The sequence below is a fragment of the Comamonas sp. A23 genome, from assembly GCF_004522605.1.
In the GTDB taxonomy this organism is placed as follows: domain Bacteria; phylum Pseudomonadota; class Gammaproteobacteria; order Burkholderiales; family Burkholderiaceae_C; genus Comamonas; species Comamonas thiooxydans.
In genome coordinates, this window is sequence record NZ_RSDT01000001.1 from 110,156 (window position 1) to 136,079 (window position 25,924).

Here is a 25,924-nt window from a genome sequence, read left to right on the forward strand (position 1 = left end):
CAAGGCCGCTGCAAAGCGGCCTTTTTTTGTCTTCACCTTCAGGCCTTGCGCAGCGGGCTATGGGATTGCAGCTCTTCCACATATTGGGCCATGCCTTCGCTCTCGCGCTGCAAGAAGCGCTCGATGGCATCGGCAAAAGCGGGATGGGCCACCCAGTGGGCGCTCGGTGTTTCCACGGGCAGCAGCGCGCGGGCCATCTTGTGCTCGCCCTGGGCGCCGCCTTCGAATCGGGCAAAGCCGTTGGCGATGCACCATTCGATGGGTTGGTAGTAGCAGGCTTCGAAATGCAGGCTGTCGACCCGCTCCAGAGCGCCCCAGTAGCGACCATAGGCCACCTTGCTATTGATAGCTGCTTGCGCTTGTCCATCCTCAAAAAACAATGGTTTTGATACTGAAATCATTGATTGCAAGGCGCTAATAGCTATCAAACTTGAGGCGACAGGCTGCCCGTTGCGCTCGGCGATGAACATCACCCAGTTCTCGGGCATGGCCGAGGCCATGGAGGCAAAGAACTCCGGTGTCAGATACGGCGGGTTGCCGTGCTCCAGGTAGGTGCGCTCATAGCAGCGGTAGAAGAAGGACCAGTCCTGCGCACCGATGTCGCTACCCTGCATGGCTTTGAAGCTCACGCCGGCTTCGCGTATCTTGCGTCGCTCCTGGCGGATTTTCTTGCGCTTTTCCTGGTTCAGCGAGCCCAGAAAGTCGTCGAAGTCCTTCCAGCGGGACGGTGTTGTCGCAGTGCCGCCCGCAGCGGGGGGCGCGGGCGGCGTGTTCGTCCAGTGAAACTGCACTGTGCTGCGCTGCATCCAGCCGGCTGCGGCGCAGGCGGCAAGATCGTCGGCATCGCCAAACAGCAGGTGCAGCGATGACAGCTGCTGCTCGGCTGCCCAGGCCTGGACGGCATGCACCAGCGCCACGCGCAGTGCCTGGCTGCGTGCCAGCAGGCGGGAGCCTGGCACGGGCGTGAAGGGGACGGCCAGCAATCCCTTGGGGTAATAAGGCAGGCCATGCTGCTGATAGGCGCGCGCCCAGGCCCAGTCAAACACATATTCGCCGTAGGAGTGGGTCTTGATATAGAGGGGGCAGGCCGCCAGCAGTTCATCGCCGTCCCAGACGGTGATGACCCGGGCGATCCAGCCGGTATCGGGCGTGGCGCTGCCGCTTTGCTCCATGGCTGCCAGGTATTCGTGGCGCATGAAGGGCGTGGGCGTGGATTGAGAGGCCAGCAGCACATTCCAGGTTTGTGCGTCCAGCTGCTGCACGCTGGCAAGCACGCGAGTGATAATCTTGTTTTCGGCCATGCCCTGATTGTCGCGGGGGCTGGTGGCCTCACCGCCTAGCTTGCTTTTCATGACGCTTTCCATTTGCTGTGCCCAACGCAATTTTGTTGTGGGAGACCTCTCTGGCAATGTCCAGAAAATCATCGCCGCTGCTGCTGAAGCTTATGCCAACGGTGCCCGCCTGCTGCTCACGCCCGAGCTTGCCCTGTGTGGCTACGCGGCTGAGGACCTGTATCTGCGTCCGGCATTTTTGGAAGCCTGCGATGCGGCTCTGCAGCAGTTGCAGCAAGCCAGTGCCCAATGGCCGGGGCTGGCGCTGGTCATCGGTCACCCGCAGCGCGATGAGCAAGGTGAGAAACTGTTCAACGCTGCCAGCGTGTTGCGCGATGGTCAGCAGATTGCGCGCTATTTCAAGCAACTGCTGCCCAACTTTGGCGTGTTCGACGAACAGCGCTACTTTGCGGCCGGTGAGGAAAGCTGTGTCTTCGAGCTGGAGGGCATCCAGATCGGACTGCTGATTTGCGAAGACGCCTGGCATGCCGGCCCGGCCCATGCCGCCGTTGCCGCAGGCGCCCAGTTGCTGCTCGTCATCAATGCCTCGCCGTTCCATAGTGGCAAACCCCTGGAGCGCGAGGCGGTGATTGCGCAGCGCGCCGTGGAAAACGCGGTTCCTCTGGTCTATGTCCATCTGGTGGGTGGCCAGGATGAAGTCGTGTTCGACGGCTGTTCGTTCGCGGTGCAGGCCGACGGCCAGGTGGCGGCGCGTGCGGCGGCCTTCGAGGAAGAGCTGCCCATGGTTGCCGCGCTGCTGGTGGATGGATGCGTGACGCTGATGGGGCAAGTCAAGCCCCAGCTGAACCACCACCATGCGCTTTGGTCGGCGCTGGTGCTGTCCGTGCGCGACTATGTGGGCAAGAACCGTTTTCCGGGTGCACTCATCGGCCTGTCGGGCGGTATGGACTCGGCCCTGGTACTGGCCATTGCCGTGGATGCTCTAGGCGCGGACAAGGTGCGCACGGTCATGATGCCTTCGCCCTATACGGCCGATATCAGCTGGCTGGATGCGCGCGAAATGTCCGAGCGCGTCGGCGTGCAGCACGAAGAGATCGATATCGCGCCGCAGTTCGAAGCCTTCAAGGCAGCGCTGGCTGGCACTTTTGCCGGACGCGCCGAAGACACGACCGAGGAAAACCTGCAAGCCCGTATTCGCGGCACCCTGCTGATGGCCATGAGCAACAAGTTTGGCTCCATCGTGCTGACCACGGGCAACAAGAGCGAGATGTCCACCGGCTACTGCACGCTGTACGGCGACATGGCCGGCGGTTTTGCCGTCATCAAGGATGTGTTCAAGACCGAGGTGTTTGCGCTGGCACGCTGGCGCAATGCCAACGATCCCTTCGGCACGGGGCTCGACCCCATTCCCGAGCGCATCATCACGCGTCCGCCCAGCGCCGAGCTGCGCCCCGATCAGAAGGATCAGGACAGCCTGCCGGACTACGAGGTGCTGGATGCCATCGTGTCCCGTTACATGGAAAACAACGAGAGCATAAGCTCCATCGTCGCCGAGGGTTTTGCGCCTGCGGATGTGGAGCGGGTCACGCGTCTGATACAAATCAACGAGTACAAGCGTCGCCAGGCGCCGGTCGGTCCACGTCTGACAATGCGCAGCTTTGGCAAGGACTGGCGCTACCCCATCACCAACAAATTTCGCGCCTGAGGTTCTGCCTCCGGTGTTTTGCCGATTTCAATCCATTGAGGAACTAGCCCCATGAAAATGATTACTGCCGTCATCAAGCCCTTCAAGCTAGAGGAAGTGCGCGAGGCCCTGGCCGAGTGTGGGGTGAATGGTCTGACCGTGACCGAAGTCAAGGGTTTTGGCCGTCAGAAAGGCCATACCGAGCTTTATCGTGGCGCGGAGTATGTGGTCGATTTCCTGCCCAAGGTGAAGATCGAAGTCGTGGTGCGAGATGAGGACGTGGACCGCTGCGTGGATGCCGTCGTCAATGTCGCGCGCACCGGCAAGATTGGTGACGGCAAGATCTTCATCACCCCCGTGGAGCGCGTGGTGCGCATCCGTACGGGCGAGCTGGACGACACTGCTGTCTAAGTCGCCATGTTGCGCCCCAGTCATGCGCCCCAGGCAAAAAGCCAGACCTTGAGTCTGGCTTTTTTCATGGTCCGGAGCCGGGTGTGCGCACTGCAGGCAGCGCTACGGGTCGGCGGATGCCGCCCTGCAGTGTTTTTCAGGGCTCAGATTACCGAGCGCAGAGGCGGTGTATCCAGCTGGCTGCCGGCATTCTGGACGAGATTTTGCAGCAGGGCCGAGGTGTCGCTGCTGCTTTCGACCAGGCCCATCTGCCACTCGCCCATGAAGCCGTTGCCCACGCAGGACTGAAGAAACTGCAGCATGGCGTCGTAATAGCCATCCACATTGAGAATGCCGATGGGCTTGTCGTGGTAGCCCAGCTGGCGCCAGGTCCAGACTTCGAACAGCTCTTCAAAAGTACCGATGCCGCCGGGCAGGGCCACGAAGGCATCGCTGCGCTCGGCCATCATGGCCTTGCGTTCGTGCATGTTCTTGACGATGTGCAGTTCGTCGCAGGCCTGGTTGGCCAGCTCCTTGTCGACCAGTGCCTGAGGGATGATGCCGACGACACGGCCGCCAGCTTGTTGCGTGGCTTCGGCCACCACGCCCATCAGGCCGCTGCGTCCACCGCCATAGACCAGCTGGCCGCCGCGCGAGCCTATCCATTGGCCCACGGCCTTGGCGAATTCGGTGAATTGAGGGTTGGTGCCGGGGCGTGAGCCGCAGTACACGCAAATGGAAAAAGCGGGTTGAGTCATACGATGAAACGGTGATAAAGAGCGGCCGCCCAGACGGCTCCGCAAAGGCACAGGGCCAGAAATACAGCAGCGCTGCCCATGTCCTTGGCTTTCTTGGAAAGCTCGTGCCATTCGGGCCCGATACGGTCTATGGCTGCCTCTATGCCGGTATTGAGCAATTCCACAATGAGCACCAGGATGACGGTGCCGGCCAGCAGCGCTGTCTGTTCCCAGTTCTGGCCCAGCCAGAGCGCCAGAGGAATCATGACGGCGGCACAGATTGCTTCCTGCTGAAATGCTTTTTCATGCCAGCCGGCCTTGAGGCCAGCCAGCGAGTAGCCGCCGGCATGCAGCACCCGGGACAGTCCGGTACGGCTTTTTTGCGGGTTGACGGGGTCAGGTGAGGAGGTGCTCATGGAGGGGAGGGGTCAGCGGATGCGTTTGGGAGTGGGGGCCTGATGCACCAACTGGGTGCCGGCCCAGGCGTCGTGCCAGAACTGCTTTCTGGGGTGAAAGCGGCTCAGCAGCGCCCAGATCAGAATCCAGCCCATGAGCAGCACCAGCACCTCCAGTGGCGGCAGGCCCAGCGGGTAGAGCAGGGCCAGCGGTGGCAGCCACCACATCCAGCTGGCTGCATAGCGCAGCAGGGCGCGGGTTTGCGTCAGGGGGCGGCCTTGGGTATCGACCACGCGGATATGCCAGGTCTTCATGGCCAGCGTCTGGCCTTTGCTCCAGAACCAGACAAAGTAAATCCCCAGCACCACCAGCATGAAGGCCTGCAGCAGATGCCGATTGTCGAGTGCATTGCGCGTCTGCGACAGCGTGCCGAACAAATAGCCGGCGATGAACACCACGCCAAACAAAAGCATGCCTTCATAAAGCCAGCAAGCCATACGGCGACGCAGGCTTGGTGCTATGAAGTCAGGAGTCGATGAGGCTGCCGGCTGGGTGTCTTGCTGCATGAGGGCATTGTAGGGCTCAGGTCAGCGGGCTTGGCGCTCGGTTGCCGCACCGACACTGTCATTGGTGCGCGTCTTGACCTGGCGCATCCAGCGGAGGCAGGGTGATCGGGGTGGCGCGAGGAATGTCCACGGGAGCCGTCTCCACAATCACCGAGGGCGTACGAATGGGGTGTGTCTCCACCATGGCTGGTGTTGCGGGCACGGGCGGTGGTGGGTGATGAATGGTTGCGGGTGGAATCTTGGGCAGATTGGGCACCGTATTGGGGGAGGCCGTGGCAGCAGGAATGCGCGCCAGCTTCTTGGACGGCACAGGCTTGATGGCCGGTGCGGCGCTTACCACCTTGGGAGTGGCGCGGGCGGCCAGCAGTCGCTTTTCTTCATCGCTCAGAGCCTGGTAGGCCTCCCACTGGGCTTGCTTGTCAGTCGCGAGCTTGTTGGTAATGGCGAAATTCAGCCGGGCCTGGTTGCGCTGGGCGGCACTCAGGCCGGACCATGCTTCCATGCGGTCATGAAGCTTTTGCTGTTCGCGCTCGCTGAGTTTGTCAAAGCCATCCGCCAGGGCAATCCAGCGGCGCTTCTGTACCGAGCCGATCATGGCCCAGCGCTCTTGCAGCGGCAGCAGAATCTCGCGCTGGTGGCTGCTGAGTTCGCCCCAGCGTGGGCCCGAGGCCTGTGCTGAGGCTCTTTGGCGCGTGGACGGGTCTGCATGCATGGATCTGGATGCAGCTACCGTGGCGGGGGGCACGGAGCTGGGCGCCAGCCTGACTTGCTGTACGACATTCCATCCTGTCCAGCTCAAGGCCACCAACAACAGCGCCGCCATGATGGCGGCGGTGTTGTCGGGTTTCAGGAGGGAGCGCTTCTCAGTGGGCATCAAGGCAGAGGTGGCAGGCTGTTTAGTGTTCTGATGGGGTGGCTGCCGAGGTCTTGAGGTACTGGATGAAACCAGGGTCAGAGTAGGCAGCAGGGGGCAGATCATCGGTCAGCAAGGCGGTATCGACCTCGGTGACTTCGCTTAGCATACTTTGTTCGGTGTCGGAGTTGTAGATTACCAGGCCCGCAATGAGTGCAAAAACGGGGATGGCCGAGACCAGAGTGCGCCACCAGCCGCTACCCTCGTCGGGGTTGCCCAGTGTCAGGGTGCTGCCCTGGGCAGATGTTGCAGTACTGGTCTGAACGCGCAGCACAGACGCTTCGCGGCGACGTACAGACACGGCTTGCTCGCGGGAGGCGCGCAGGCGTTCGGTGATTTCGTAAGGGAGCAAGGCTTCGCCCTCGCTCAGTCGGGCAGTGATTTGACGGGCGATGCGGTCGGCGGTCTGTTCTTGCCGGAGGGTGGGCGCGGATTTCATAACTCGATTCCTTTGGCCTTGAGTGCCTTGCTCAATGTTTGAATGGCGCGGAAGCAATGGGTTTTGACGCTGCCTTCAGAGCAACCCATGGCGGCAGCAGTCTCTGCGACATCCATCTCTTCCCAGTAACGCATGAGAAAGGCCTCGCGTTGACGCGCAGGCAGCTCCTGTATCTCTTTTTCTATGCTTTGCAGCGTCTGCTTGCGTTCGGTCAGGCTCTCGGCGTTGCTGGCGGCGGATTCGTCGCTGTTGGTGGCATAGGTTTCCAGCCAGTCGAAGTCGCTGTCCCCGTCTACGGAAGACTCCAGGTCGCTGAAGTGAGTGAAAACGGCTTTCTGGGTCTTCTGGCGGCGAAACCAGTCCAGCGTGCTGTTCGACAGAATGCGCTGGAACAGCATGGGCAGTTCATTGACCGGTTTGTCCCCATAGTGCTGGGCCAGTTTGAGCATGCTGTCCTGCACGATATCCAGGGCGGCCTCCTCGTCGCGGACATGGAAAACGCTGCGTTTGAAGGCGCGCTTTTCAACGTCTTTGAGGAATGCAGACAGTTCTTGTTCTGTGGCCAAGAGAGAGTAACCCTGGAGAAAGCGGGAGTTAGGTAGTGGCGAAAGCGGCAGATTATCGCATCCGATGATGTTTTTTTGTGTACTGCATTTGAAGGTCTTGTTGCAGTGCGATAATGATCTTCAACTTAAAGAAGCAAACGGATCACGGTCCGGCGTACACACAAACGTCCATGGCATGTGGTCTTAAGTCCTAAACCGGCCTCACAAGGGCTTCAGGCTAAGGGCACCGAAGGTTTTTCGTTAGAGAAATTCACAAAGGTTGATCATGGAAATCTCCAAAGCCGAGCTGGCCTCTGCAGCCGCCGCATCGTCCCCCAAGGGCGCCCAGGAATTGATGGGCTCCGAAATCCTCATCAAGTCTCTTCAGGCTGAAGGTGTCAAGCACCTGTGGGGTTACCCTGGCGGGGCAGTTCTCTATATCTACGACGCGCTCTACAAGCAGGACAGCATTCAGCATGTGCTGGTGCGCCACGAGCAGGCGGCCGTGCATGCAGCCGACGGTTTTGCGCGTGCCACCGGTGAAGTGGGCGTGGCGCTGGTGACATCCGGCCCCGGTCTGACCAATGCGGTGACGGGCATTGCCACGGCCTATACCGACTCCATCCCCATGGTGGTGATCGCGGGACAGACATCGACCAATTACATCGGTACCGACGCATTTCAAGAGTGCGATACCGTGGGCATCACTCGTCCCATCGTCAAGCACAACTTCCTGGTCAAGGATGTGCGCGAGCTGGCCGAGACCATGAAAAAGGCTTTCCACATCGCCCGCACCGGCCGTCCCGGCCCCGTGGTGGTGGATATTCCCAAGGACGTGTCCTTCAAGAAGGCGCTGTACACGGGCTATCCTGAAAAAGTGGAAATGCGCTCGTACAACCCTGTCAAAAAGGGACATGCGGGCCAGATCCGCAAGGCTCTGCAGCTGCTGCTGACGGCCAAGCGCCCCTACATCTATACCGGTGGCGGCGTGCTGCTGGGCAATGCCTGCAACGAACTGCGTCAGCTGGTGGACATGCTGGGCTACCCGGTCACGAATACGCTGATGGGCCTGGGCGCCTACCCGGCCAGTGACAAGAAGTTCCTGGGCATGCTGGGGATGCACGGCACCATCGAAGCCAACAATGCCATGCAGAACTGCGATGTGCTGCTGGCCGTGGGTGCGCGCTTTGACGATCGCGTGATCGGCAATCCCAAGCATTTCATGTCGGTGGAGCGCAAGATCATCCATATCGACATCGATCCTTCCTCCATCTCCAAGCGCGTGAAGGTGGATGTGCCCATCGTGGGCGATGTCAAGGACGTGCTCAATGAGCTGATCGCCATGCTGCGCGAGTCTGCACAGCGCCCCGATGAGGCAGCTCTGGGCCAATGGTGGAACACCATCGAAGGCTGGCGCAGCCGCGACTGCCTGAGCTACGACAAGTCCAACACCGAAGTCATCAAGCCTCAGTACGTGGTCGACACACTGTGGAACATGACCAAGGATGCCGACGCCTACATCACCTCCGATGTGGGTCAGCACCAGATGTGGGCTGCCCAGTATTACCGCTTTGATGAACCCCGTCGCTGGATCAACTCCGGCGGTCTGGGCACCATGGGCGTGGGCCTGCCTTACGCCATGGGCATCAAGTTGGCCAAGCCGGACTCCGAAGTCTTCTGCATCACGGGCGAAGGCTCGATCCAGATGAATATCCAAGAACTGGCCACCTGCAAGCAGTACAACACCCCGGTGGTCATCTGTGCGCTGAACAACCGCTTCCTGGGCATGGTGCGCCAGTGGCAGGAAATTGAATACTCGGGTCGCTACTCGAGCAGCTATATGGATTCGCTGCCCGACTTCGTGAAGCTGGCCGAGGCCTTTGGCCATCGTGGCCTGCTGATCGAAAAGCCTGCCGATGTCGAGGCTGCGCTGCGCGAGGCGCGCCGTATCGTGCGCGAGGAAAGCAAGACGGTTTTCCTGGACTTCCGCACCGATCCGACCGAGAACGTGTTCCCCATGGTGCAAGCCGGCCGTGGCATCACGGAAATGCTGCTGGGCGCCGACGACCTGTAATGCATGGAAAGCCGATTTCCAATGAAATCGGCATCAAGCACTTACATATCAAGCACAAGCAGCTATATTTTAAATAGCGTTTTGACGAATCTATTGTCCGTCGAGCCTGGCACTTACCGGTGTCAGGGGAGGGCGGCGAAAAGAGGAATCTCCCAATGAAACACATTATTGCCGTGCTGCTCGAGAACGAGCCTGGAGCACTGTCGCGCGTCGTGGGCCTGTTTTCCGCCCGTGGCTACAACATCGAATCCCTGACTGTCGCACCGACCGAGGATCCCTCGCTGTCGCGCATGACCATCCTGACCACGGGCTCGGACGATGTGATTGAGCAAATCACAAAGCACCTGAACCGACTGATTGAAGTGGTTAAAGTGGTGGACCTGACCGAAGGTGCCTACACCGAGCGCGAGCTGATGATGGTCAAGGTGCGTGCCGTGGGCAAGGAACGCGAGGAAATGAAGCGCATGGCGGACATCTTCCGCGGCCGCATCATCGACGTGACCGAGAAGAGCTACACCGTGGAGCTGACCGGCGACCAGTCCAAGAACGACGCCTTCCTGCAAGCCATTGATCGCACTGCCATCCTTGAGACCGTTCGCACAGGCGCCTCGGGTATTGGTCGTGGCGAACGCATTCTGCGTGTCTAATGGCTGCGTTGCACCACTTTTGAATCTGAACAAACCTTTTTAACCCCCTCAAGATAAGAGACCTGGAGCCATCATGAAAGTTTTCTACGACAAGGACTGTGACCTGAGCCTGATCAAGGGCAAGACTGTTGCCATCATCGGCTACGGCAGCCAAGGCCACGCACATGCTCAAAACCTGAACGACAGCGGCGTGAAGGTTGTGGTCGGTCTGCGCAAGGGCGGCTCTTCCTGGGACAAGGTCGGCAAGGCCGGTCTGACCGTGATGGAAGTGAACGACGCGGTGAAGGCTGCCGACGTGGTCATGATCCTGCTGCCCGACGAGAACATCCCCGAGGTGTACAAGAACAACGTCGAGCCCAACATCAAGTCCGGCGCTACCCTGGCTTTCGCTCACGGCTTCAACGTGCACTACAACCAGGTCGTGCCCCGCGCCGATCTGGACGTGATCATGGTCGCCCCCAAGGGCCCCGGCCACACCGTGCGCTCCGAATACCTGAAGGGCGGCGGCGTGCCTTCCCTGATCGCCATCTACCAGGACAAGTCCGGCAAGGCCCGTGACGTGGCCCTGTCCTATGCTTCCGCCAACGGCGGCGGCAAGGGCGGCATCATCGAAACCAACTTCAAGGAAGAAACCGAGACCGACCTGTTCGGCGAGCAGGCCGTGCTGTGCGGCGGTGCCGTGGAACTGGTGAAGATGGGCTTCGAGACGCTGACCGAAGCTGGCTACGCTCCCGAAATGGCTTACTTCGAGTGCCTGCACGAGCTCAAGCTGATCGTTGACCTGATGTATGAAGGCGGCATCGCCAACATGAACTACTCCATCTCCAACAACGCGGAGTATGGCGAGTACGTGACCGGCCCCGAAGTCATCAACGAAGAATCCCGCAAGGCCATGCGCAACGCCCTCAAGCGCATCCAGAGCGGTGAATACGCCAAGATGTTCATCAGCGAAGGCCGTCTGAACTATCCTTCGATGACTGCCCGTCGTCGCCAGAACGCCGATCATGCCATCGAGCAAGTGGGCGGCCAGCTGCGCTCCATGATGCCCTGGATCTCCAAGAACAAGCTGGTCGACCAGACCCGCAACTAATGCAGGCAGGTCATTCGGCGCGAGCCGGATGACTGCGCTTGGGCAAGAGGCCACCTTTGAGGTGGCCTTTTTTCATTCCGGAGGCGATCTGTGTGGCGGGTACACTGGTGGCAGGGACATGGCCATGATGGCCATGCTTGAAATACTATCGTTTTAATAGCTGCATGCAATTGACATGCAAGCACTGGAGGTCTGTTTGATGCAAAACAGCAATGATTCTGCCGATCTGAGTGGAATGCCGCGCAAGCCGCGCAAAGGCATTTATGTGCTGCCCAATCTGTTCACGCTGGCAGCGCTGTTTGGCGGTTTCTACGCCATCGTCATGGCCATGAACAACAAGTTCGAACTGGCGGCCGTGGGCGTTTTCTGCGCCATGGTGCTCGACAGCCTGGACGGTCGCGTGGCGCGCATGACGCACACGCAAAGCGCGTTCGGTGAGCAGATGGACTCGCTCTCCGACATGGTGTCCTTCGGTGCCGCGCCCGCGCTGATTGCTTATGAATGGGCTTTGCGTCCCCTGGGGCGCTGGGGCTGGATTGCCGCCTTTGTGTATTGCGCCTGCGCCGCATTGCGCCTGGCGCGCTTCAACGTGAATACGGCCGTGGTGGACAAGCGCTATTTTCAGGGCATGCCTTCGCCTGCGGCTGCGGCCCTGGTGGCGGGCTTTATCTGGCTGACCAGTGCGCTGATGGTTTCCCATCGTGATGTACCCATCTTCGGCGATGTGATTTCCTGGTTTGGCGGCTATCCCACGGACAGGGCCGATCTGTCCTGGATCATGTTCGCCATCACGCTGTTCGCAGGTCTGACCATGGTCACCAATATTCCCTATTACAGCTTCAAGGACATCGGCGGCGCCAAGAGCATGCCGTTCGTCTCGCTGGTGGTGGTGGCCCTGCTGATGGCCGTGGTCAGCATCGAGCCTGCAACCATGCTCTTCTTGGTGTTTGTCGGCTACTCGGTCTCGGGCTATGTGATCTATGTCTGGCGCCGTGCCAAGGGTGAGCAGGTCAGCATTGTGGCGACCTCCAAGGACGAGCCCGATGAGCGTGGTCTGCACGACGATTGAAGTTCGGTTCCAAAAAATCCTGGCCCTGTCAACTTTTCTTGTGTTAAAGTGACCCGCATGCAAAACCTGTCGCTAGCTCTACTACTAATGTCCAACGGGCAGAGAAAGTAGCGCGCGCGTACAAACACACCCTACTTGGCGGCCCGTAGCATCAGCGACGGGCCGTTTTTGCTTTTGGGCGTCGCTGGAGCTGGGTTCAATTTCCTCTAATTTCGACTAAAGAGACTCACCATGTTGCAAAACCCTTCCACCAAATACCGCGCTTTCGCCCCCGTGCGTCTGACCGATCGCACCTGGCCCGACGCGGTCATCACCAAGCCTCCGGTCTGGTGCAGCGTGGATCTGCGTGACGGCAACCAGGCCCTGATCGAGCCCATGGACATCGAGCGCAAGGTGCGCATGTTCGAGCAACTGGTGAAGATCGGTTTCAAGGAAATCGAAGTCGGCTTTCCTTCGGCCTCGCAGATCGAGTTCGACTTCATGCGCAAGCTCATCGAGGAAAACCGCATTCCCGACGACGTGACCGTGCAGGTGCTGACCCAGGCGCGTGAGCATCTGATTCGTCGCACCTTCGAAGCGCTCGAAGGCGTGCCCCGCGCCATCGTCCATCTCTACAACGCCACGGCTCCCGTGATGCGCCGTGTGGTGCTGAATATGAGTGAAGACGAGATCGTTGAGCTGGCGGTGACCAATGCCCAGATGTTCAAAGACATCGCGGCCCAGCACCCCAACACCAAATGGACCTTCCAGTACTCGCCCGAAATGTATTCGGACACCGAGCTGGAGTTCTCCAAGCGCGTGATAGACGCCGTCACCGACGTCTGGCAGCCCACGCCCGAGAACAAGTGCATCATCAACCTGCCTACCACCGTGGAGCATTCCACGCCCAATATCTTTGCCGACATGGTGGAGTGGACGCATCGCAACATCAAGCGCCGTGACAGCGTGGTGATCTCGGTCCACCCTCATAACGACCGCGGCACGGGAACGGCAGCAGCGGAGTTGTCCCTGATGGCTGGCGCGGACCGCCTGGAAGGCTGTCTGTTCGGCAACGGCGAGCGCACCGGCAATCTGGACGTGGTGAATGTGGCGCTCAATATGTATATCCAGGGCGTGAACCCCGGTCTGGATTTCTCCGACATCGACGATATCCGCGCAACGGTTGAGCATTGCAACCAGTTGCCCGTGCATCCTCGTCATCCTTACGTGGGTGACTTGGTCTACACCTCCTTCTCCGGCTCCCACCAGGACGCCATCAAGAAGGCTTTCGCCGCCCACAAGGAAGGCGATATCTGGGATATGCCTTATCTGCCCATCGATCCCAAGGACCTGGGTCGCAGCTATGAGGCAGTGATTCGCGTGAACAGCCAGTCGGGCAAGGGTGGTATTGCCTATCTGCTCGAGAGCGAATATGGGCTTCAGCTGCCTCGCCGCCTGCAGATCGAGTTCAGCCAGGTCGTGCAGCGCGAGATGGATGCCAGCGGCAAGGAATTGTCGGCTGCGGATCTGTGGGAGCTGTTCCAGCGCGAATATGGGGTTAACACTGTCAAGCCGCCTCAATATCGCCTGAGCGAGGCAGATGGCGTGGTCAATATGACTTCCCACATCGAGATCGCCGGAGAAAAGTATTTTTTGGAAGGCGAAGGTACGGGCCCCATTGATGCCTTCGTGCAGGCGCTGTCGGCTAACGTCGGTCGCAATGTGCGCGTGCTCAACTATGCCGAGCATGCGATTGGCGAGGGAGCGAATGCCAAGGCGATTGCCTATGTGGAGCTGCGTGTGGATGACGCTCAGGTCTGCTATGGCGTCGGGGTCGATGCCAATATCGTTTCTGCCTCGTTGCGGGCCATCATCTCGGGAGTGCAGCGCGTCCCTGCTGTCGCCGAAGAGGCGGTAGCCGCATAAAAGGTTCAAAGCCGGTGCCGCCAAAAGCGCACCGGCTTTTTTGTCGGCAATCCTCCAGTCAAAACAGGCGTCTACCGGCGCCACTACATAGAGAGTCCCCACCATGTCCGATCAGCTCATTATTTTCGATACCACCTTGCGTGACGGCGAGCAGTCGCCCGGCGCCTCCATGACGCGCGATGAAAAGCTGCGCATTGCACGCCAGCTGGAGCGCCTCAAGGTCGATGTGATCGAGGCAGGGTTTGCCGCGGCATCCAATGGCGACTTCGAGTCCATCCAGACCATTGCGCGTGCCATCAAGGACTCCACGGTCTGTTCGCTCTCGCGCGCCAACGACCGCGACATCGCGCGTGCGGCCGAGTCCTTGAAGGGGGCCAACCGCGCTCGCATTCACACTTTCATCGCCACCAGTCCGCTGCACATGGAGAAAAAGCTGCGCATGACACCCGAGCAGGTGCTGGAGCAGGCCAAGCAGGCGGTGCGCTTCGGGCGCAATCTCATCGAAGACATCGAGTTCAGCGCGGAGGACGGCTATCGCAGCAAACCCGATTTTCTGGCGCGCGTGATCGAGGCCGTCATCAAGGAAGGTGCAACCACCATCAACGTGCCCGACACCGTGGGTTATGCGATTCCCGAGCTCTATGGCGAGTTCATTCGCAACTTGCGCGAGCGCGTTCCCAACAGCGACAAGGCCGTCTGGTCCGTGCATTGCCACAACGACCTGGGCATGGCGGTTGCCAATTCGCTGGCGGGGGTGAAGATCGGCGGCGCGCGCCAGATCGAATGCACCATCAACGGGCTGGGCGAGCGTGCAGGTAACTGCTCACTTGAAGAAGTGGTCATGGCCATCAAGACGCGCAAGGACTACTTTGGTCTCGACGTGAATATCGATACCCAGCATATCGTGGCCGCCAGCCGCCTGGTCAGTCAGACCACGGGCTTTGTGGTGCAGCCCAACAAGGCGGTGGTGGGAGCCAATGCCTTTGCCCATGCTTCCGGCATTCATCAGGATGGCGTGCTCAAGGCGCGTGACACCTACGAAATCATGCGTGCCGAGGATGTGGGCTGGGCGGCCAACAAGATCGTGCTGGGCAAGCTCAGTGGTCGCAACGCCTTCAAGCAGCGTCTGCAGGAGCTGGGGGTGGAACTGGACAGCGAAGCTGCCATCAACCAAGCCTTCACGCGCTTCAAGGAACTCGCGGATCGCAAGAGCGAAATCTTTGACGAGGACATTCTGGCGCTGGTGAATGCCGAAGGCGCGGAGCACCAGGACAATCAGTTCCAGTTCATTTCGCTGGCCCAGCAGAGTGAAACAGGTGAGCGTCCACATGCAAGCGTGGTCTTCAGCAATGCAGGCCGGGAAATCAAGGCCAGCTCCGAGGGCAATGGTCCGGTCGATGCCTCGTTCAAGGCCATCGAGTCCGAAGTCAAGAGCGGTGCCGAGATGGTGCTGTATTCCGTCAATGCCATCAGCGGCTCAACCGAGAGTCAGGGCGAGGTGACGGTGCGCCTGCAGCGCAGCGGTCGCATCGTCAACGGAGTGGGTGCTGACCCCGATATTGTGGTCGCATCGGCCAAGGCATATCTGAGCGCTTTGAACAAATTGCATAGCAATCAGGAAGTTGTTGCAGCACAAGGTTGACTGCTGGATTTATAATTTCACTCAGATTATCGAGAAGGTTGTGTAAGTGCTTGTCACTGCACAACTTTTTTGATTGAATTAAATCCTTACACCTTGTTGTCTGGAGTATCGCATGCAGCTGCTGCGTCCATTTCGCCTTGCAAAACTCACCCAGGTGGTGTCTTTGGCTCTGTTGAGCTGCGCTCTGGCTGCTCCGGCAGCGCATGCGGCGACGCCCAAAAAAGACTCCAAAAAGCCCGTGGCTGCTGCAGCTTCGGCTAAGAAAGCGGCCAAGGAGCCGGCTGGCAAGGTTCGTGCCGCAGCGCAGCCCAAAAGCGCAAAGGTCGCCAAAGGCAAGCCGGAAAAGGCAGATGCCAAGCTTGCAAGCAAGAAGGGCGGAAAGACAGCTCTAGCGGCCAAGGCCGAAAGAGAAGAGAAGACCGGCGGCAAGAAGCGTCTGGCCAGGGCGGGAGCCACCGGTGCTGCGGTTGCGGCGGCAGCAGCTGCCACGGCGGTCGAGCCCGCACGCCTGTCCTATGGGCAGATGGCGGGTCTTCATTCCGTCTCGGATCCCCTGGATCTGCAAAGCAGCGTGGCTTATGTGATTGACCAGGACACACATGAGGTGCTGCTGAGCAAGAACGATCAGGCAGTGCTGCCGATTGCCTCGCTGACCAAGCTGATGACCGGTCTGCTGATTTCTCAGGCCCGCCTGCCCATGGATGAGATGATCACCATCACGCAGGACGATGTGGATACCGAAAAGCACAGCAGCTCCCGCCTGCGTGTCGGGACCACCTTGACGCGTGCCGAGATGATGCACCTGGCGCTGATGTCCAGCGAGAACCGTGCTGCCCATGCCCTGGGACGCACTTATCCCGGCGGTCTGGCGCAGTTTGTGCAACTGATGAACTCCAAGGCGCTGCAACTGGGCATGAAGGACACGCGCTATGTGGAGCCCACCGGCCTGTCCAGCAGCAACCAGTCCAGCGCACGCGATCTGGCGCGCTTGGTGGCGGTGGCTCATGCCGATCCGCTGATGCGCGAGTACTCCACATCGCCTGGCTATGAAGTGGCCGTCGGTCGCCGCACGCTGCAGTTCAACAACACCAACCGTCTGGTCAAGAGCGACAACTGGGATATCGGCCTGCAAAAGACCGGCTATATCTCCGAAGCCGGACGCTGCCTTGTGATGCAGGCCCATGTGGCCGGGCGCAAGCTGATCATGGTGTTCCTGGATTCCGCAGGCAAGTTCAGCCGCCTGGCAGATGCCGAGCGAGTGCGCCATTGGATGGAAAGCAAGGGCCCCACGGCCAGCAACACGATTGCCAGCCGTATCCGCGGTTGAGCCTGGCGAGAGGGCCAGGCCCGTCAGCAAAAAAAGCGCTACCTTGGTAGCGCTTTTTTATTGGATCAACACCTGAAATGGCCTTCCCAGCCGCTTTTGCGGATTGCGAGATGAACTCGCTCCTGTCATTGGAGCGAAGAGATTCAGCCGTGCTGGCTGCGGCTATAGGGGTTGGCCGGTGCTTGAGCCGGCGCAGGGCGTGTGCCGCTGAAACCCAGCGCCACGGAAATTTCCTGCACCGTGGCCTGCAATCTGGGGGCCCAGCTCTCGTCAAGGCGGTCTGCGGGGGCAGAGATGGACAGGCCCGCAATCAGCTTGCTCTGGTCGTCGTAAATGCCGGCTGCCATGCAACGCACGCCCAATTCCAGCTCTTCGTTGTCGCGGGCAATGCCGTATTGGCGTACCTTGGCCAGCTCATGTTCGAGGTCACCCAGCTGGGTGATGCTGAAATGGGTCTTGCCGGGCAGGCCGGTGCGCATGGCGTAGGCGCGCACCTGCTGGGAGTCATCGGCCGCCAGAAACAGCTTGCCGTTGGAGGTCAAGTGCAAAGGCGCGTGGCCGCCAATGGCGCGTACCACCTGCATGCCCGAGCGCTCGCTGTAGGCGCGTTCCACATAGACAATCTCGTCGCCCTGGCGCACGGACAGGCTGATGGGTTGCTGAATCTGCTTGTAAAGCTGACGCATGGGGGTCAGCGCCACTTCACGTACGTTCAGCCGGGCCTTGACCAGGTTGCCCAGTTCCAGAAAGCGCATGCCCAGGCGGTAGCTGCCCGATTCGGGGCGATCCACAAAGCGGCCCAGTGCAAGGTCATTGAGGATGCGGTGCGTGGTCGATGGATGCAGACCCGTGCGTTCGCTGATCTCCTTCAAAGAAACCGCTTCCTCACGCGATGCCAGCACGTCGATCAACGTGAACATGCGTTCCAGAACCTGGACGCTGGGCTTTGCGGAGGCCGATAGGTCGTCTTTTTTCATGCGTTGGAGATACTTTGCGGGATGAGGGCATTCTAGCGGTGCTGCAGCCGTGCAGCCATGTCATCCGCTCATATATCCATGTGCTGCTTTTTGCAGCGTCACTCTTCAATTTGCGAGCGCACAATGCTCTGCCTGTCTACGCGCTGCCATAGCTCGCCCTGGCGAATCTCATGTGGCAAAAAGCTGGCCTTGTAGCGCATCTTCTGGCTCTCGGAGATCCAGTAGCCAAGATAGACATAAGGCAGGTTCATGGCTTTGGCCTGCTGAATTTGCCACAGCACATTGAAGGTTCCATAGCTGGCGTGGTCTTCCGGATCGTAGAAGGTGTAGACCGCCGACAGCCCGTCCTCCAGTACGTCCAGAATGGAGAGCATCTTGAGTGTGCCGGGCTGGCCGTCCGCGCCCGGCTCGCGGAACTCGACCAATCGGGAGTTGACCCGGCTTTGCAGCAGAAACTGCGTGTACTGGTCCACGCTGTCGTTGTCCATGCCGCCACCGCTATGGCGGTGCTGCTGGTAGCGTAGGTAGAGCTGGTAGTGCTCGTCGGAGTAGTGCAGGCGCTGAATGGAGGCGACAAGTTGCCCATGCTGTTTTGCTGCGCGCCGCTGGCTGCGGCTGGGGCGAAACTCCTGGGCCAGAATTCGCAGGGGAACGCAGGCCTTGCAGCCATCGCAATAGGGGCGATAGGTGAACATGCCGCTGCGCCTGAAGCCCAGCGTGACCAGTTCCGAATAGGTGGTGTTCTGAATCAGGTGACTGGGTGTGGCGACCTGAGAACGTGCCAGCCGGCCCGGCAGATAGCTGCAGGGATAGGCTGCCGTGGCATAAAACTGCAGGGCATGTAGCGGGAGGTCGTTCGGGTGCGTCATGATCGGACTCGGCTGCAGATGCGGTGCGTCAAGCCTCAGTATGGCTTAGCAACTGTTCCCAGTATATGGGGCTGAATTGCCACTGCATATCGGGCAGCTGGGCCTGGGCTTGAACGGTCCGGGCGAACTGCGCTCTTGTGACTTCTCGAGCGCCCATGAAAGACAGATGTGCTGTGGCCTGCTGGCAGTCGATCTGCGGCACCTGATGAGCCCTGCACAGGGCCACCAGCGCCGACAGTGCAATCTTGGATGCATCGGTCTGCAGTGCGAACATGGATTCGCCAAAAACCGCTCTGCCCAGTGCCACGCAGTAAAGGCCGCCGACCAGCTGGCCGTCGATCCAGGTTTCCACGCTGTGTGCAGCGCCCTGCTGATGCAGCTCGGTATAGGCATCGACGATGCTTTGCACAATCCACGTACCGTTCTGTCCATCGCGCGGGGTCTGGGCGCAATGCTGCATCACCGTGGCAAAAGCGCTGTCGATGCGAATTTCACAGCGCGGATCATTGCGAAATTTCTGCAGTCTTTTGCGCAGGCTGCGGTGCAGGCGGAATTCCTCGGGATGCAGGGCCATGCGCGGGTTGGGGGACCACCAGAGAACCGGCTGTCCCTCGCTGAACCACGGGAAAATGCCTTGGCTGTAAGCAGTGCGAAGACGTGCTGCATCCAGCGTATTGCCGGCGGCCAGCAGCCCGGGAATGGGGTCCCGCTCGCCCCAGGTCTGATCGATGGGGGGGAATTCTTGTTCGGGCTGCAGCCAGGGCAGGGAGTGCGTCATTGGCAGTGGGAGTGGATGGACTGCCCTTAGTCTTGCACAGACTGAAGCGGTTTTGAGTGTCGCGGCAGACGAAGGGGCTGGCGTAATCCCGCTGTCGGAGGCGGAAATGAAAAAAGGCTTCCTGAAGGAAGCCTTTTGCCGGGAAGCAGCTGCGGCAGCTGCCGCCACATTACACGCGCTTGCGGTATTCGCCGGTGCGGGTGTCGATTTCGATCTTGTCTTCCTGGGACACGAACAGGGGCACGGCCACTTCGAAGCCGGTAGCGATCTTGGCGGGCTTCAGAACCTTGCCGGAGGTATCGCCCTTGACGGCGGGCTCGGTCCAGGTGATTTCGCGCACGATGGTGGTGGGCAGTTCGACGGAGATGGCCTTGCCGTCGTAGAACACCACTTCGGCAGTCATGCCGTCTTCCAGGTAGTTCAGTGCGTCAGCCATGTTTTCAGCTTCGACTTCGTACTGGTTGAACTCTTCGTCCATCCACACGTACATGGGGTCGGCGAAGTAGGAGTAGGTGCAATCCTTCTTGTCCAGGATCACGTTGTCGATCTTGTCGTCGGCCTTGAACACGTTTTCCGTGCCGAAGTTGCCGATCAGGCTCTTGAGCTTCATGCGCACGGTAGCAGCGCCACGGCCGCCACGAGCGTATTCGGTCTTCAGAACGATCATGGGGTCCTTGCCGAACATGATCACATTGCCTGCGCGGATTTCTTGAGCGATTTTCATGGCTTGCTTGCGTTTGAAAGGTTGGAGCCGCTCTACACGGCAGGCAAGCTGTTCGCAATGGTCGCTGGAGAAAGCAACGCATCAAAGGTGCGGCGGCGGGGCCTGCCGCATGTACCGCGGCGGGGCGCGACCCCGAAAGCAAGATCGCTCGGCATACCGGCTGCGACTGCCCTCAGAGAGGCAAAACGTGGATTTTAGCTTTTTTCGGCGACAAAAGCTTGAAGCTGCGCAATCAGTTCGGTTTGTTCCATCAATCTGGCTCGCGCGGCCCTGATGCAGCAGGCCCATTCATCAAGCATTTCGCGTGTGAGCAAAGGCAATGTTTGCGGTGCGGTCATGCCGTTCCAGGTGTGGTGAAAGCGCCTGAGGCTGTCCGGAGCCTGGAGCCAGTCGAGAAAGGCATTCAGCTTGTCGTGGTGGGCGTTGTCATGCTGAGGGTAGATCTGCCAGACCATGGGTTGGCCGGCCCAGAGCGCACGTACCAGGGAGTCCTCGCCACGCACCAGATTCAGGTCGCAGGCCCAGAGCATTTCGTCGAACCGGGCCTGAGGGCGGGCTGGCAGATAGAGCGGCTGCATCTGCTGCGCTTGGGGCAGCGCCTGCACGGCAGTCGTGGCGCGTCCGGGGGTCACGAGCAGCCTCGCATTGAGCGCCTGCTTGTCCGAGAGCTGCGCGAGCAACTGGGGCAGGGCGGCGGGCTCGTAGCAAAACAGCGAGACGGCACATTCGCCGTGCTCAATGCCTTGTGCGCGGCGCCACGAGTCGCGTTGGGCCATGAAGGCCTGCTGGCGCTCGGCCAGGTTCTGCTCGCGTACCAGCGAGCCGGTTGCCGCCGTAAAGCCGGGGTAGAAGAACCAGCGTGTCAGCCCGGACGCGGGGCCGCTCATGATGCGTGAGGGCAGGCGATGGCAGCGCTCCACATAGTCTTCGGCCGAGAGATATTCGAGATTGATCCAGACCGCAGGCTTGCTCTTCGACGCCTTGTCAGCAATGGCGCTCACGAATGCCGCGGGAATCTCGCAGCCGAATGCCTCGATGACCACATCGCCAATCGACGCCGGAACGTCTGCGGCTTGCGCGGGCCAGGCATGCACGCTCAGGCCCGGCGGCCAGGGCTGAGGGGCCATCCATTGCAGGGCGCTGGCATCGTCCATCCACAGGCGTACCTGCTGGCCGCGTGCGGCCAGTTCTGCGGCCGTGCGCCAGCACACCCCCACGTCGCCAAAGTTGTCTATGACCTGGCAGAAGATGTCCCAGCTCAGTGATGGGTGCTGTGGCGCTTGGCCGGGGGCTGGCAATGGTGCGAATTCGGGCATGGGTTCAGTCTTTATCGGTTGAGGCGCTCTGGCACAGGTGCTCGACCAGCAGTTGCGCGACGCTCGAGAGTGCGTCCTGGGAGCGTACGCAGAGCATGAGCTGGCGCTCGGCCCAGACTTCGTCCAGGCGGATGCAGTGCAAGGGCAGTGCGCCCATGTAGATATGGGCGCTGCCCTCGGGGAGAATGCCCACGCCCAGGCCGGCGGCCACCATCAGGCACAGGGCGTCATAGCCGGTGACCTTCATGCGCAGGCGCGGCTGCAGGCCCTGGTCGGCGGCAGAGCGGGTGATGAGATGGTTGAGTGCGCTGTCGGCATGCATGCCGATCAGATCATGCTCGATGACCTGCTCCAGGCGCAGTCTGTGCTCGCCGGCCAGCGGATGCGATCGAGGCATGACCACGGCCAGCCGATCCCGGCGATAGGGGCGCAGGCTGATCTTGCTGCCGTAGCTGCCGTTGTTGAGCAGGCCGATATCGGCTTCGTTATCGGCCACGGCACGTGCGATATCGGTGCTCACGCGCTCCTGCAGCCGTACATCCACCAGCGGGTGCCGGCTCAGAAAGCTTTGCAGCTGGGCCGGCAGAAACTGGGTGATGCTGGAAATATTCGCCATTACTCGCACATGGCCGCGCAGGCCTTGCTCGCCGCCCTGGGCGTAGCCCTTCATCTGCGTGGCGATGCCGTCCAGCTCGTTGAGCACGCCGCGCGCCATGTTCAGCAGTGCGTAGGCGGCGGCCGTGGGCTGGCTGCCCCGGTTGCTGCGTGTGAACAGCTCAAGCTGCAGCTGGCCCTCCAGCTCGGCCAGACGGCGGCTGGCGGCCGAGGGCGCAATGTGCTCGCGTGCCGCGGCACGCGCGATGGCGTTCTCTTCCATCACGGCCACAAACAGGCGCAGGGTGATCGGGTCCAGTTTCATGAGGACAGCATTATCCCGCCTGGCTATGCCCAAATGCGATGGCAGCTTCGCATTTCAGCGTTTTGCAGGACTGCCCTTCAAGGGCAAGATGATTGAAAAGCCGCTTTGCCTGGTGTTGGTCAACGCAAAGCAGCACAGCAAGACAGGTAGCGAGAGACAAACAAGAGACAAACGCATGACGACGATGAATATCCACGACCCTGCCACACAGACTGCCACGCCGCGCGCGCTGGAAGGGGTGAAAGTGGTGGAAATGGGCCAGCTGATTGCGGGTCCCTTCTGTGGCAAGACCCTGGGCGAATTTGGTGCCGATGTCATCAAGATCGAGGCACCCGGTGCGGGCGATCCGCTGCGCAACTGGCGTCTGATCAAGGAAGGCACCTCCGTCTGGTGGCAGGTGCAGTCGCGCAACAAGCGCTCGGTCGCTCTCGATCTGCGCAAGCAGGAGGCGCAGGCCGTGGCGCGCCAGCTGATTGCCGAAGCCGACGTGCTGGTCGAGAACTTCCGTCCCGGCACGCTGGAAGGCTGGGGCATGTCGCCCGAGGAGCTGCACGCCATCAACCCCGGCCTGGTGATTCTGCGGATCTCTGGCTACGGTCAGACCGGCCCCTATCGCGATCTGCCAGGCTTTGGTGTGATCGGCGAGGCCATGGGCGGACTGCGCCATCTGACGGCCGAGCCGGGCCGGGTGCCGGTGCGCGTGGGCGTGTCGATCGGCGATACGCTGGCGGCCCTGCACGGCGTGATCGGCGTGATGATGGCTCTGTACCACCGCAAGGTGAACGGCGGTCCCGGCCAGGTGATCGATGTGGCTCTGCATGAGGCCGTGTTCAACATCATGGAGAGCCTGATCCCCGAGTACAGCGCCTTTGGCGCCGTGCGCGAGGCCGCCGGCAGTGCGCTGCCAGGCATTGCACCCTCGAATGCCTATCCCTGCCAGGATGGCTGGGTGCTGGTGGCGGGCAATGGCGACTCCATCTTCAAGCGACTCATGACGGCCATCGACCGCCAGGATCTGGCCGACGCGCCCGATCTGGCCGACAACGCGGGCCGCGTCCAGCGCGTGGCCGAGATCGATGCCGCGATTGGCGCCTGGACGCAGGCGCGCAGCGTGCAGACGGTGATGGACGAGCTGGGCGCAGCACGTGTGCCGGCCGGCAAGGTCTACACGGCCAAGGATATTGCCGAGGATCCGCATTACCGGGCACGCGAGATGATTCTGACCCAGCGCACCCGCGATGGTTTCGAGCTGCAGGTGCCCGGCGTGGTGCCCAAGCTCTCGCTGACGCCGGGCACGGTGCGCAGCAGCGCCCCCCATGTGGGCGACGACACCGATGCCGTGCTGGCCGAGATCGGCCTGAGTGAGGTGCAGATTGCGCAGCTGCGCGCCAAGGGGATTGTCCAATGATGGCCGCCGACCTGAATACGAAGGTGTGGACGGGTGCGGGTCGCCGCATCCATATGAACGAGGTCGGTACGCGCGACGGTCTGCAGATGGAGCAGGCCTTTGTCCCCACCGAGGACAAGATCGCGCTGGTCAATGCGCTGTCCGAGGCGGGCCTGTCCAAGATCGAAGTCACGGCCTTTGTCTCGCCCAAGGCCATACCGGCCCTGCGCGACGGCGAGATCGTGATGCGCGAGATCGCGCGCCGGCCGGGCACGGTCTATACGGCGCTGGTGCCCAATGTGCGCGGCGCGGAGCGCGCCATCGATGCACAGACCGACGAACTCAATCTGGTGATGTCGGTCAGCGAGACGCACAACCTCTGCAATCTGCGCATGCAGCGCAGCCAGTCCTTCGAGGCACTCAGGCAGGTGATTGCCACGGCGCAGCAGGCGGCAACGCCCGTCAACGTGTCGCTTTCCTGCTGCTTTGGCTGCCCCATGGAGGGCGATGTGGCCGAGGTCGAAGTGCTGGCCTGGGTGCAGCGCTTTGCCGATCTGGGCGTGCAGGGCATCACGCTGTGCGATACCACGGGCATGGCCTATCCCAGCCAGGTGCATTCCATGGTCCTGGCCTTCAAGGCGCGCTGGCCGCAACTGGGCCTGACCCTGCATTTCCATAATACGCGCGGCATGGCGCTGGCCAATGTGCTGGCCTCCATTGATGCGGGTGCGGATCGCTTCGACGCCTCGATTGGCGGTCTGGGTGGCTGCCCCTATGCGCCGGGCGCCTCGGGCAATGCCTGCACCGAAGAGATCGTGCAGGCGCTGCAACTCATGGGCTATGACACCGGCACAGACCTGGCCCGCATTGTGGCGGCTGCTCGCAGCCTGCCGGCGCTGATCGGCCACGAGACGCCCAGCCAGATCGTCAAGGCCGGCACGCGCTGGGACCTGCACCAGCCGCCAGCGGATTTTGCCGAGATCAAGGAACGCGCCCAGGCCAGGGCCTGAAACGATTTTCGCCCCGCTGCATCGGCTCTTTCGGGGGAAGGAGCTGCTGCGGTTTACCGCCCCACGGCTTGCGCAAATTCGGATCAGGCATGGTGTCTGGCCAATACAGATGCCCGCTGCCCACCCTTGTTGGCGCAAGTCCCCATTCCAATCAGGAGACAAACATGACTGTTCAACGTCAACGCCTTTATTTCATGCTGGCTGCGGTTACTGCCGCCGCCGGTCTGGTCAGCGCCCCGGCCATGGCCCAGGGCAGTTATCCCAGCAAAACCGTGCTGATGATCGTGCCCGCAGCCGCAGGTGGCACCACCGATCTGGCCGGCCGCATGGCCGCACAGGCGCTGGCGCCGGTGATGGGGCAATCGGTGGTGGTGGACAACAAGGGCGGCGGCAATGGCGCCATCGCCGCCAATCTGGTCAAGCGTGCGGATGCCGACGGCTACACGCTGCTGATGCAGTACTCGGGCTACCACGTCATCTCCCCGCATCTGGCCAAGATCAAGAGCTGGGAGCAGGGCGACTTTGCCCCCGTGGCCAATGTGCTGTCGGCGCCGCAGATCATCGTGGTGCGCTCCGAGCTGCCCGTGAAGACGCTGGCCGAGCTGGTGAGCTACACCAAGGCCAACCCCGGCAAGCTCAACTACGCCTCGTCTGGCAACGGCTCGCTGCAGCATGTGACGGGCGCCATGCTGGAGCAGCAGGCCGGCGTGAAGATGGTGCACGTGCCCTACAAGGGCACGGGCCCGGCGCTGCAGGACTTGCTGGGCGGCCAGGTGGACCTGACCTTCGGCACCGCGCCTCCCTTCATGCCGCATGTGCAAAGCGGCAAGCTGCGCGTGCTGGCCGTGACGGGCAAGCAGCGCCTGCCCAGCCTGCCCAATGTGCCCACCACGGCGGAAGCCGGCTACCCGGGTGTGAACGCCACGTCCTGGTTTGCCGTGTTTGCGCCCAAGGCCACGCCACAGCCCGTGATCGACAAGCTGGCTGCCGATATCAAGAAGGTGGTGGAGGACCCCGCCTTCAGGAAAAAGGCCGAAGAGCAGGGCGCCACGGCAGACTATATGAGCCCGCAGCAACTGGCGGCCATGGTCAAGACCGAATATGGCAACTGGGCGCAGGTGGTGAAGTCGTCCAAAATCGAAGCCGAGTAAGCTGCAGGGCGCAGGGATTGCCCCAAATCCCTTGGATCTAAAAAAGGAGCTTCTACCGCTTGACTGATAAGGATCTC

General features: G+C 61.0%; 25 protein-coding genes. 12 read left to right on the forward strand and 13 right to left on the reverse strand.

Features of this window, described 5'->3' with window-relative positions:
* Positions 1 to 38: 38 nt before the first annotated feature.
* On the reverse strand, positions 39 to 1,352 hold the full coding sequence (locus EIC84_RS00555; RefSeq protein ID WP_003066219.1) for a GNAT family N-acetyltransferase: 1,314 nt from the start codon (positions 1,350 to 1,352) through the stop codon (positions 39 to 41).
* Between EIC84_RS00555 and EIC84_RS00560 the strand changes: the two genes are divergently transcribed.
* Positions 1,351 to 2,997 (forward strand): NAD+ synthase, encoded by a 1,647-nt coding sequence (locus EIC84_RS00560; RefSeq protein ID WP_003066221.1) that lies wholly within the window; start codon positions 1,351 to 1,353, stop codon positions 2,995 to 2,997. The genes EIC84_RS00555 and EIC84_RS00560 overlap by 2 nt on opposite strands.
* 51 nt (positions 2,998 to 3,048) lie before the next feature.
* Positions 3,049 to 3,387 (forward strand): P-II family nitrogen regulator, encoded by a 339-nt coding sequence (locus EIC84_RS00565; RefSeq protein WP_003056652.1) that lies wholly within the window; start codon positions 3,049 to 3,051, stop codon positions 3,385 to 3,387.
* Positions 3,388 to 3,530: 143 nt separating this feature from the next.
* Here EIC84_RS00565 and EIC84_RS00570 read toward each other — a convergent pair whose 3' ends face one another.
* The 6 genes from EIC84_RS00570 to EIC84_RS00595 are packed head-to-tail and all read right to left on the reverse strand — an operon-like array spanning position 3,531 to position 6,983.
* Positions 3,531 to 4,124: a TIGR00730 family Rossman fold protein gene (locus tag EIC84_RS00570; protein ID WP_003066224.1), complete on the reverse strand. Its 594-nt coding sequence runs from the start codon at positions 4,122 to 4,124 to the stop codon at positions 3,531 to 3,533.
* Positions 4,121 to 4,519, reverse strand: a complete 399-nt coding sequence (locus tag EIC84_RS00575) for a diacylglycerol kinase (protein WP_034362220.1) — start codon at positions 4,517 to 4,519, stop codon at positions 4,121 to 4,123. Before EIC84_RS00575 ends, EIC84_RS00570 begins: the two co-directional genes overlap by 4 nt.
* 12 nt (positions 4,520 to 4,531) lie before the next feature.
* Entirely contained in the window at positions 4,532 to 5,065 is a 534-nt protein-coding gene (locus EIC84_RS00580) for an RDD family protein (RefSeq protein WP_034362222.1), read from the reverse strand.
* Positions 5,066 to 5,123: 58 nt separating this feature from the next.
* A complete protein-coding gene (locus tag EIC84_RS00585) occupies positions 5,124 to 5,939 on the reverse strand; it encodes a DUF3106 domain-containing protein (protein ID WP_003066230.1) in 816 nt (271 codons plus the stop codon).
* Between the two features lie 22 nt (positions 5,940 to 5,961).
* A complete protein-coding gene (locus tag EIC84_RS00590) occupies positions 5,962 to 6,417 on the reverse strand; it encodes a DUF3619 family protein (protein ID WP_003066232.1) in 456 nt (151 codons plus the stop codon).
* Positions 6,414 to 6,983 (reverse strand): RNA polymerase sigma factor, encoded by a 570-nt coding sequence (locus EIC84_RS00595; RefSeq protein ID WP_003066234.1) that lies wholly within the window; start codon positions 6,981 to 6,983, stop codon positions 6,414 to 6,416. The genes EIC84_RS00590 and EIC84_RS00595 overlap by 4 nt, the downstream gene beginning before the upstream one ends.
* A gap of 265 nt (positions 6,984 to 7,248) precedes the next feature.
* Here EIC84_RS00595 and EIC84_RS00600 point away from each other — a divergent pair, with 265 nt between their 5' ends.
* The 7 genes from EIC84_RS00600 (at position 7,249) to pbpG (ending at position 16,716) form a co-directional block, all read left to right on the forward strand.
* Positions 7,249 to 9,036, forward strand: a complete 1,788-nt coding sequence (locus EIC84_RS00600) for an acetolactate synthase 3 catalytic subunit (protein ID WP_003066236.1) — start codon at positions 7,249 to 7,251, stop codon at positions 9,034 to 9,036.
* A gap of 155 nt (positions 9,037 to 9,191) precedes the next feature.
* Complete coding sequence (ilvN, locus tag EIC84_RS00605; protein ID WP_003056638.1) at positions 9,192 to 9,683, forward strand: acetolactate synthase small subunit; 492 nt, start codon at positions 9,192 to 9,194, stop codon at positions 9,681 to 9,683.
* Positions 9,684 to 9,756: 73 nt separating this feature from the next.
* Positions 9,757 to 10,773, forward strand: a complete 1,017-nt coding sequence (ilvC, locus tag EIC84_RS00610; protein WP_003056637.1) for a ketol-acid reductoisomerase — start codon at positions 9,757 to 9,759, stop codon at positions 10,771 to 10,773.
* Between the two features lie 199 nt (positions 10,774 to 10,972).
* Positions 10,973 to 11,842 (forward strand): CDP-diacylglycerol--serine O-phosphatidyltransferase, encoded by an 870-nt coding sequence (gene pssA / locus EIC84_RS00615; protein ID WP_003056635.1) that lies wholly within the window; start codon positions 10,973 to 10,975, stop codon positions 11,840 to 11,842.
* Between the two features lie 231 nt (positions 11,843 to 12,073).
* On the forward strand, positions 12,074 to 13,747 hold the full coding sequence (gene leuA, locus EIC84_RS00620; protein WP_003066243.1) for a 2-isopropylmalate synthase: 1,674 nt from the start codon (positions 12,074 to 12,076) through the stop codon (positions 13,745 to 13,747).
* Positions 13,748 to 13,850: 103 nt separating this feature from the next.
* Positions 13,851 to 15,389, forward strand: a complete 1,539-nt coding sequence (locus tag EIC84_RS00625) for a 2-isopropylmalate synthase (RefSeq protein ID WP_003066244.1) — start codon at positions 13,851 to 13,853, stop codon at positions 15,387 to 15,389.
* Between the two features lie 112 nt (positions 15,390 to 15,501).
* On the forward strand, positions 15,502 to 16,716 hold the full coding sequence (gene pbpG / locus EIC84_RS00630) for a D-alanyl-D-alanine endopeptidase (RefSeq protein ID WP_003066246.1): 1,215 nt from the start codon (positions 15,502 to 15,504) through the stop codon (positions 16,714 to 16,716).
* A gap of 143 nt (positions 16,717 to 16,859) precedes the next feature.
* Here the strand turns inward: pbpG and EIC84_RS00635 are convergent, their stop codons facing one another.
* The 6 genes from EIC84_RS00635 to EIC84_RS00660 all read right to left on the reverse strand — a co-directional run bounded on the left by EIC84_RS00635 (position 16,860) and on the right by EIC84_RS00660 (position 22,299).
* Positions 16,860 to 17,693, reverse strand: a complete 834-nt coding sequence (locus tag EIC84_RS00635; protein ID WP_003066249.1) for an IclR family transcriptional regulator — start codon at positions 17,691 to 17,693, stop codon at positions 16,860 to 16,862.
* Between the two features lie 98 nt (positions 17,694 to 17,791).
* Positions 17,792 to 18,562 carry an arginyltransferase gene (locus tag EIC84_RS00640; RefSeq protein WP_003066251.1) on the reverse strand — a complete coding sequence of 257 codons (771 nt, stop codon included), beginning with the start codon at positions 18,560 to 18,562 and terminating at the stop codon, positions 17,792 to 17,794.
* Between the two features lie 28 nt (positions 18,563 to 18,590).
* Positions 18,591 to 19,340 (reverse strand): leucyl/phenylalanyl-tRNA--protein transferase, encoded by a 750-nt coding sequence (aat, locus tag EIC84_RS00645; RefSeq protein ID WP_003066254.1) that lies wholly within the window; start codon positions 19,338 to 19,340, stop codon positions 18,591 to 18,593.
* Between the two features lie 169 nt (positions 19,341 to 19,509).
* A complete protein-coding gene (gene efp, locus EIC84_RS00650) occupies positions 19,510 to 20,064 on the reverse strand; it encodes an elongation factor P (protein ID WP_003056627.1) in 555 nt (184 codons plus the stop codon).
* Positions 20,065 to 20,258: 194 nt separating this feature from the next.
* On the reverse strand, positions 20,259 to 21,380 hold the full coding sequence (earP, locus tag EIC84_RS00655) for an elongation factor P maturation arginine rhamnosyltransferase EarP (protein WP_003066256.1): 1,122 nt from the start codon (positions 21,378 to 21,380) through the stop codon (positions 20,259 to 20,261).
* A 4-nt stretch (positions 21,381 to 21,384) separates the two neighbouring features.
* Positions 21,385 to 22,299 carry a LysR family transcriptional regulator gene (locus EIC84_RS00660; protein WP_003066258.1) on the reverse strand — a complete coding sequence of 305 codons (915 nt, stop codon included), beginning with the start codon at positions 22,297 to 22,299 and terminating at the stop codon, positions 21,385 to 21,387.
* A gap of 175 nt (positions 22,300 to 22,474) precedes the next feature.
* Here EIC84_RS00660 and EIC84_RS00665 point away from each other — a divergent pair, with 175 nt between their 5' ends.
* The 3 genes from EIC84_RS00665 to EIC84_RS00675 all read left to right on the forward strand — a co-directional run bounded on the left by EIC84_RS00665 (position 22,475) and on the right by EIC84_RS00675 (position 25,847).
* A complete protein-coding gene (locus tag EIC84_RS00665; RefSeq protein ID WP_050788975.1) occupies positions 22,475 to 23,707 on the forward strand; it encodes a CaiB/BaiF CoA-transferase family protein in 1,233 nt (410 codons plus the stop codon).
* Positions 23,704 to 24,696 (forward strand): hydroxymethylglutaryl-CoA lyase, encoded by a 993-nt coding sequence (locus tag EIC84_RS00670; RefSeq protein WP_003066262.1) that lies wholly within the window; start codon positions 23,704 to 23,706, stop codon positions 24,694 to 24,696. The genes EIC84_RS00665 and EIC84_RS00670 overlap by 4 nt, the downstream gene beginning before the upstream one ends.
* A 164-nt stretch (positions 24,697 to 24,860) precedes the next feature.
* Complete coding sequence (locus EIC84_RS00675; RefSeq protein ID WP_003066264.1) at positions 24,861 to 25,847, forward strand: tripartite tricarboxylate transporter substrate binding protein; 987 nt, start codon at positions 24,861 to 24,863, stop codon at positions 25,845 to 25,847.
* The last annotated feature ends 77 nt before the right edge of the window (positions 25,848 to 25,924 follow it).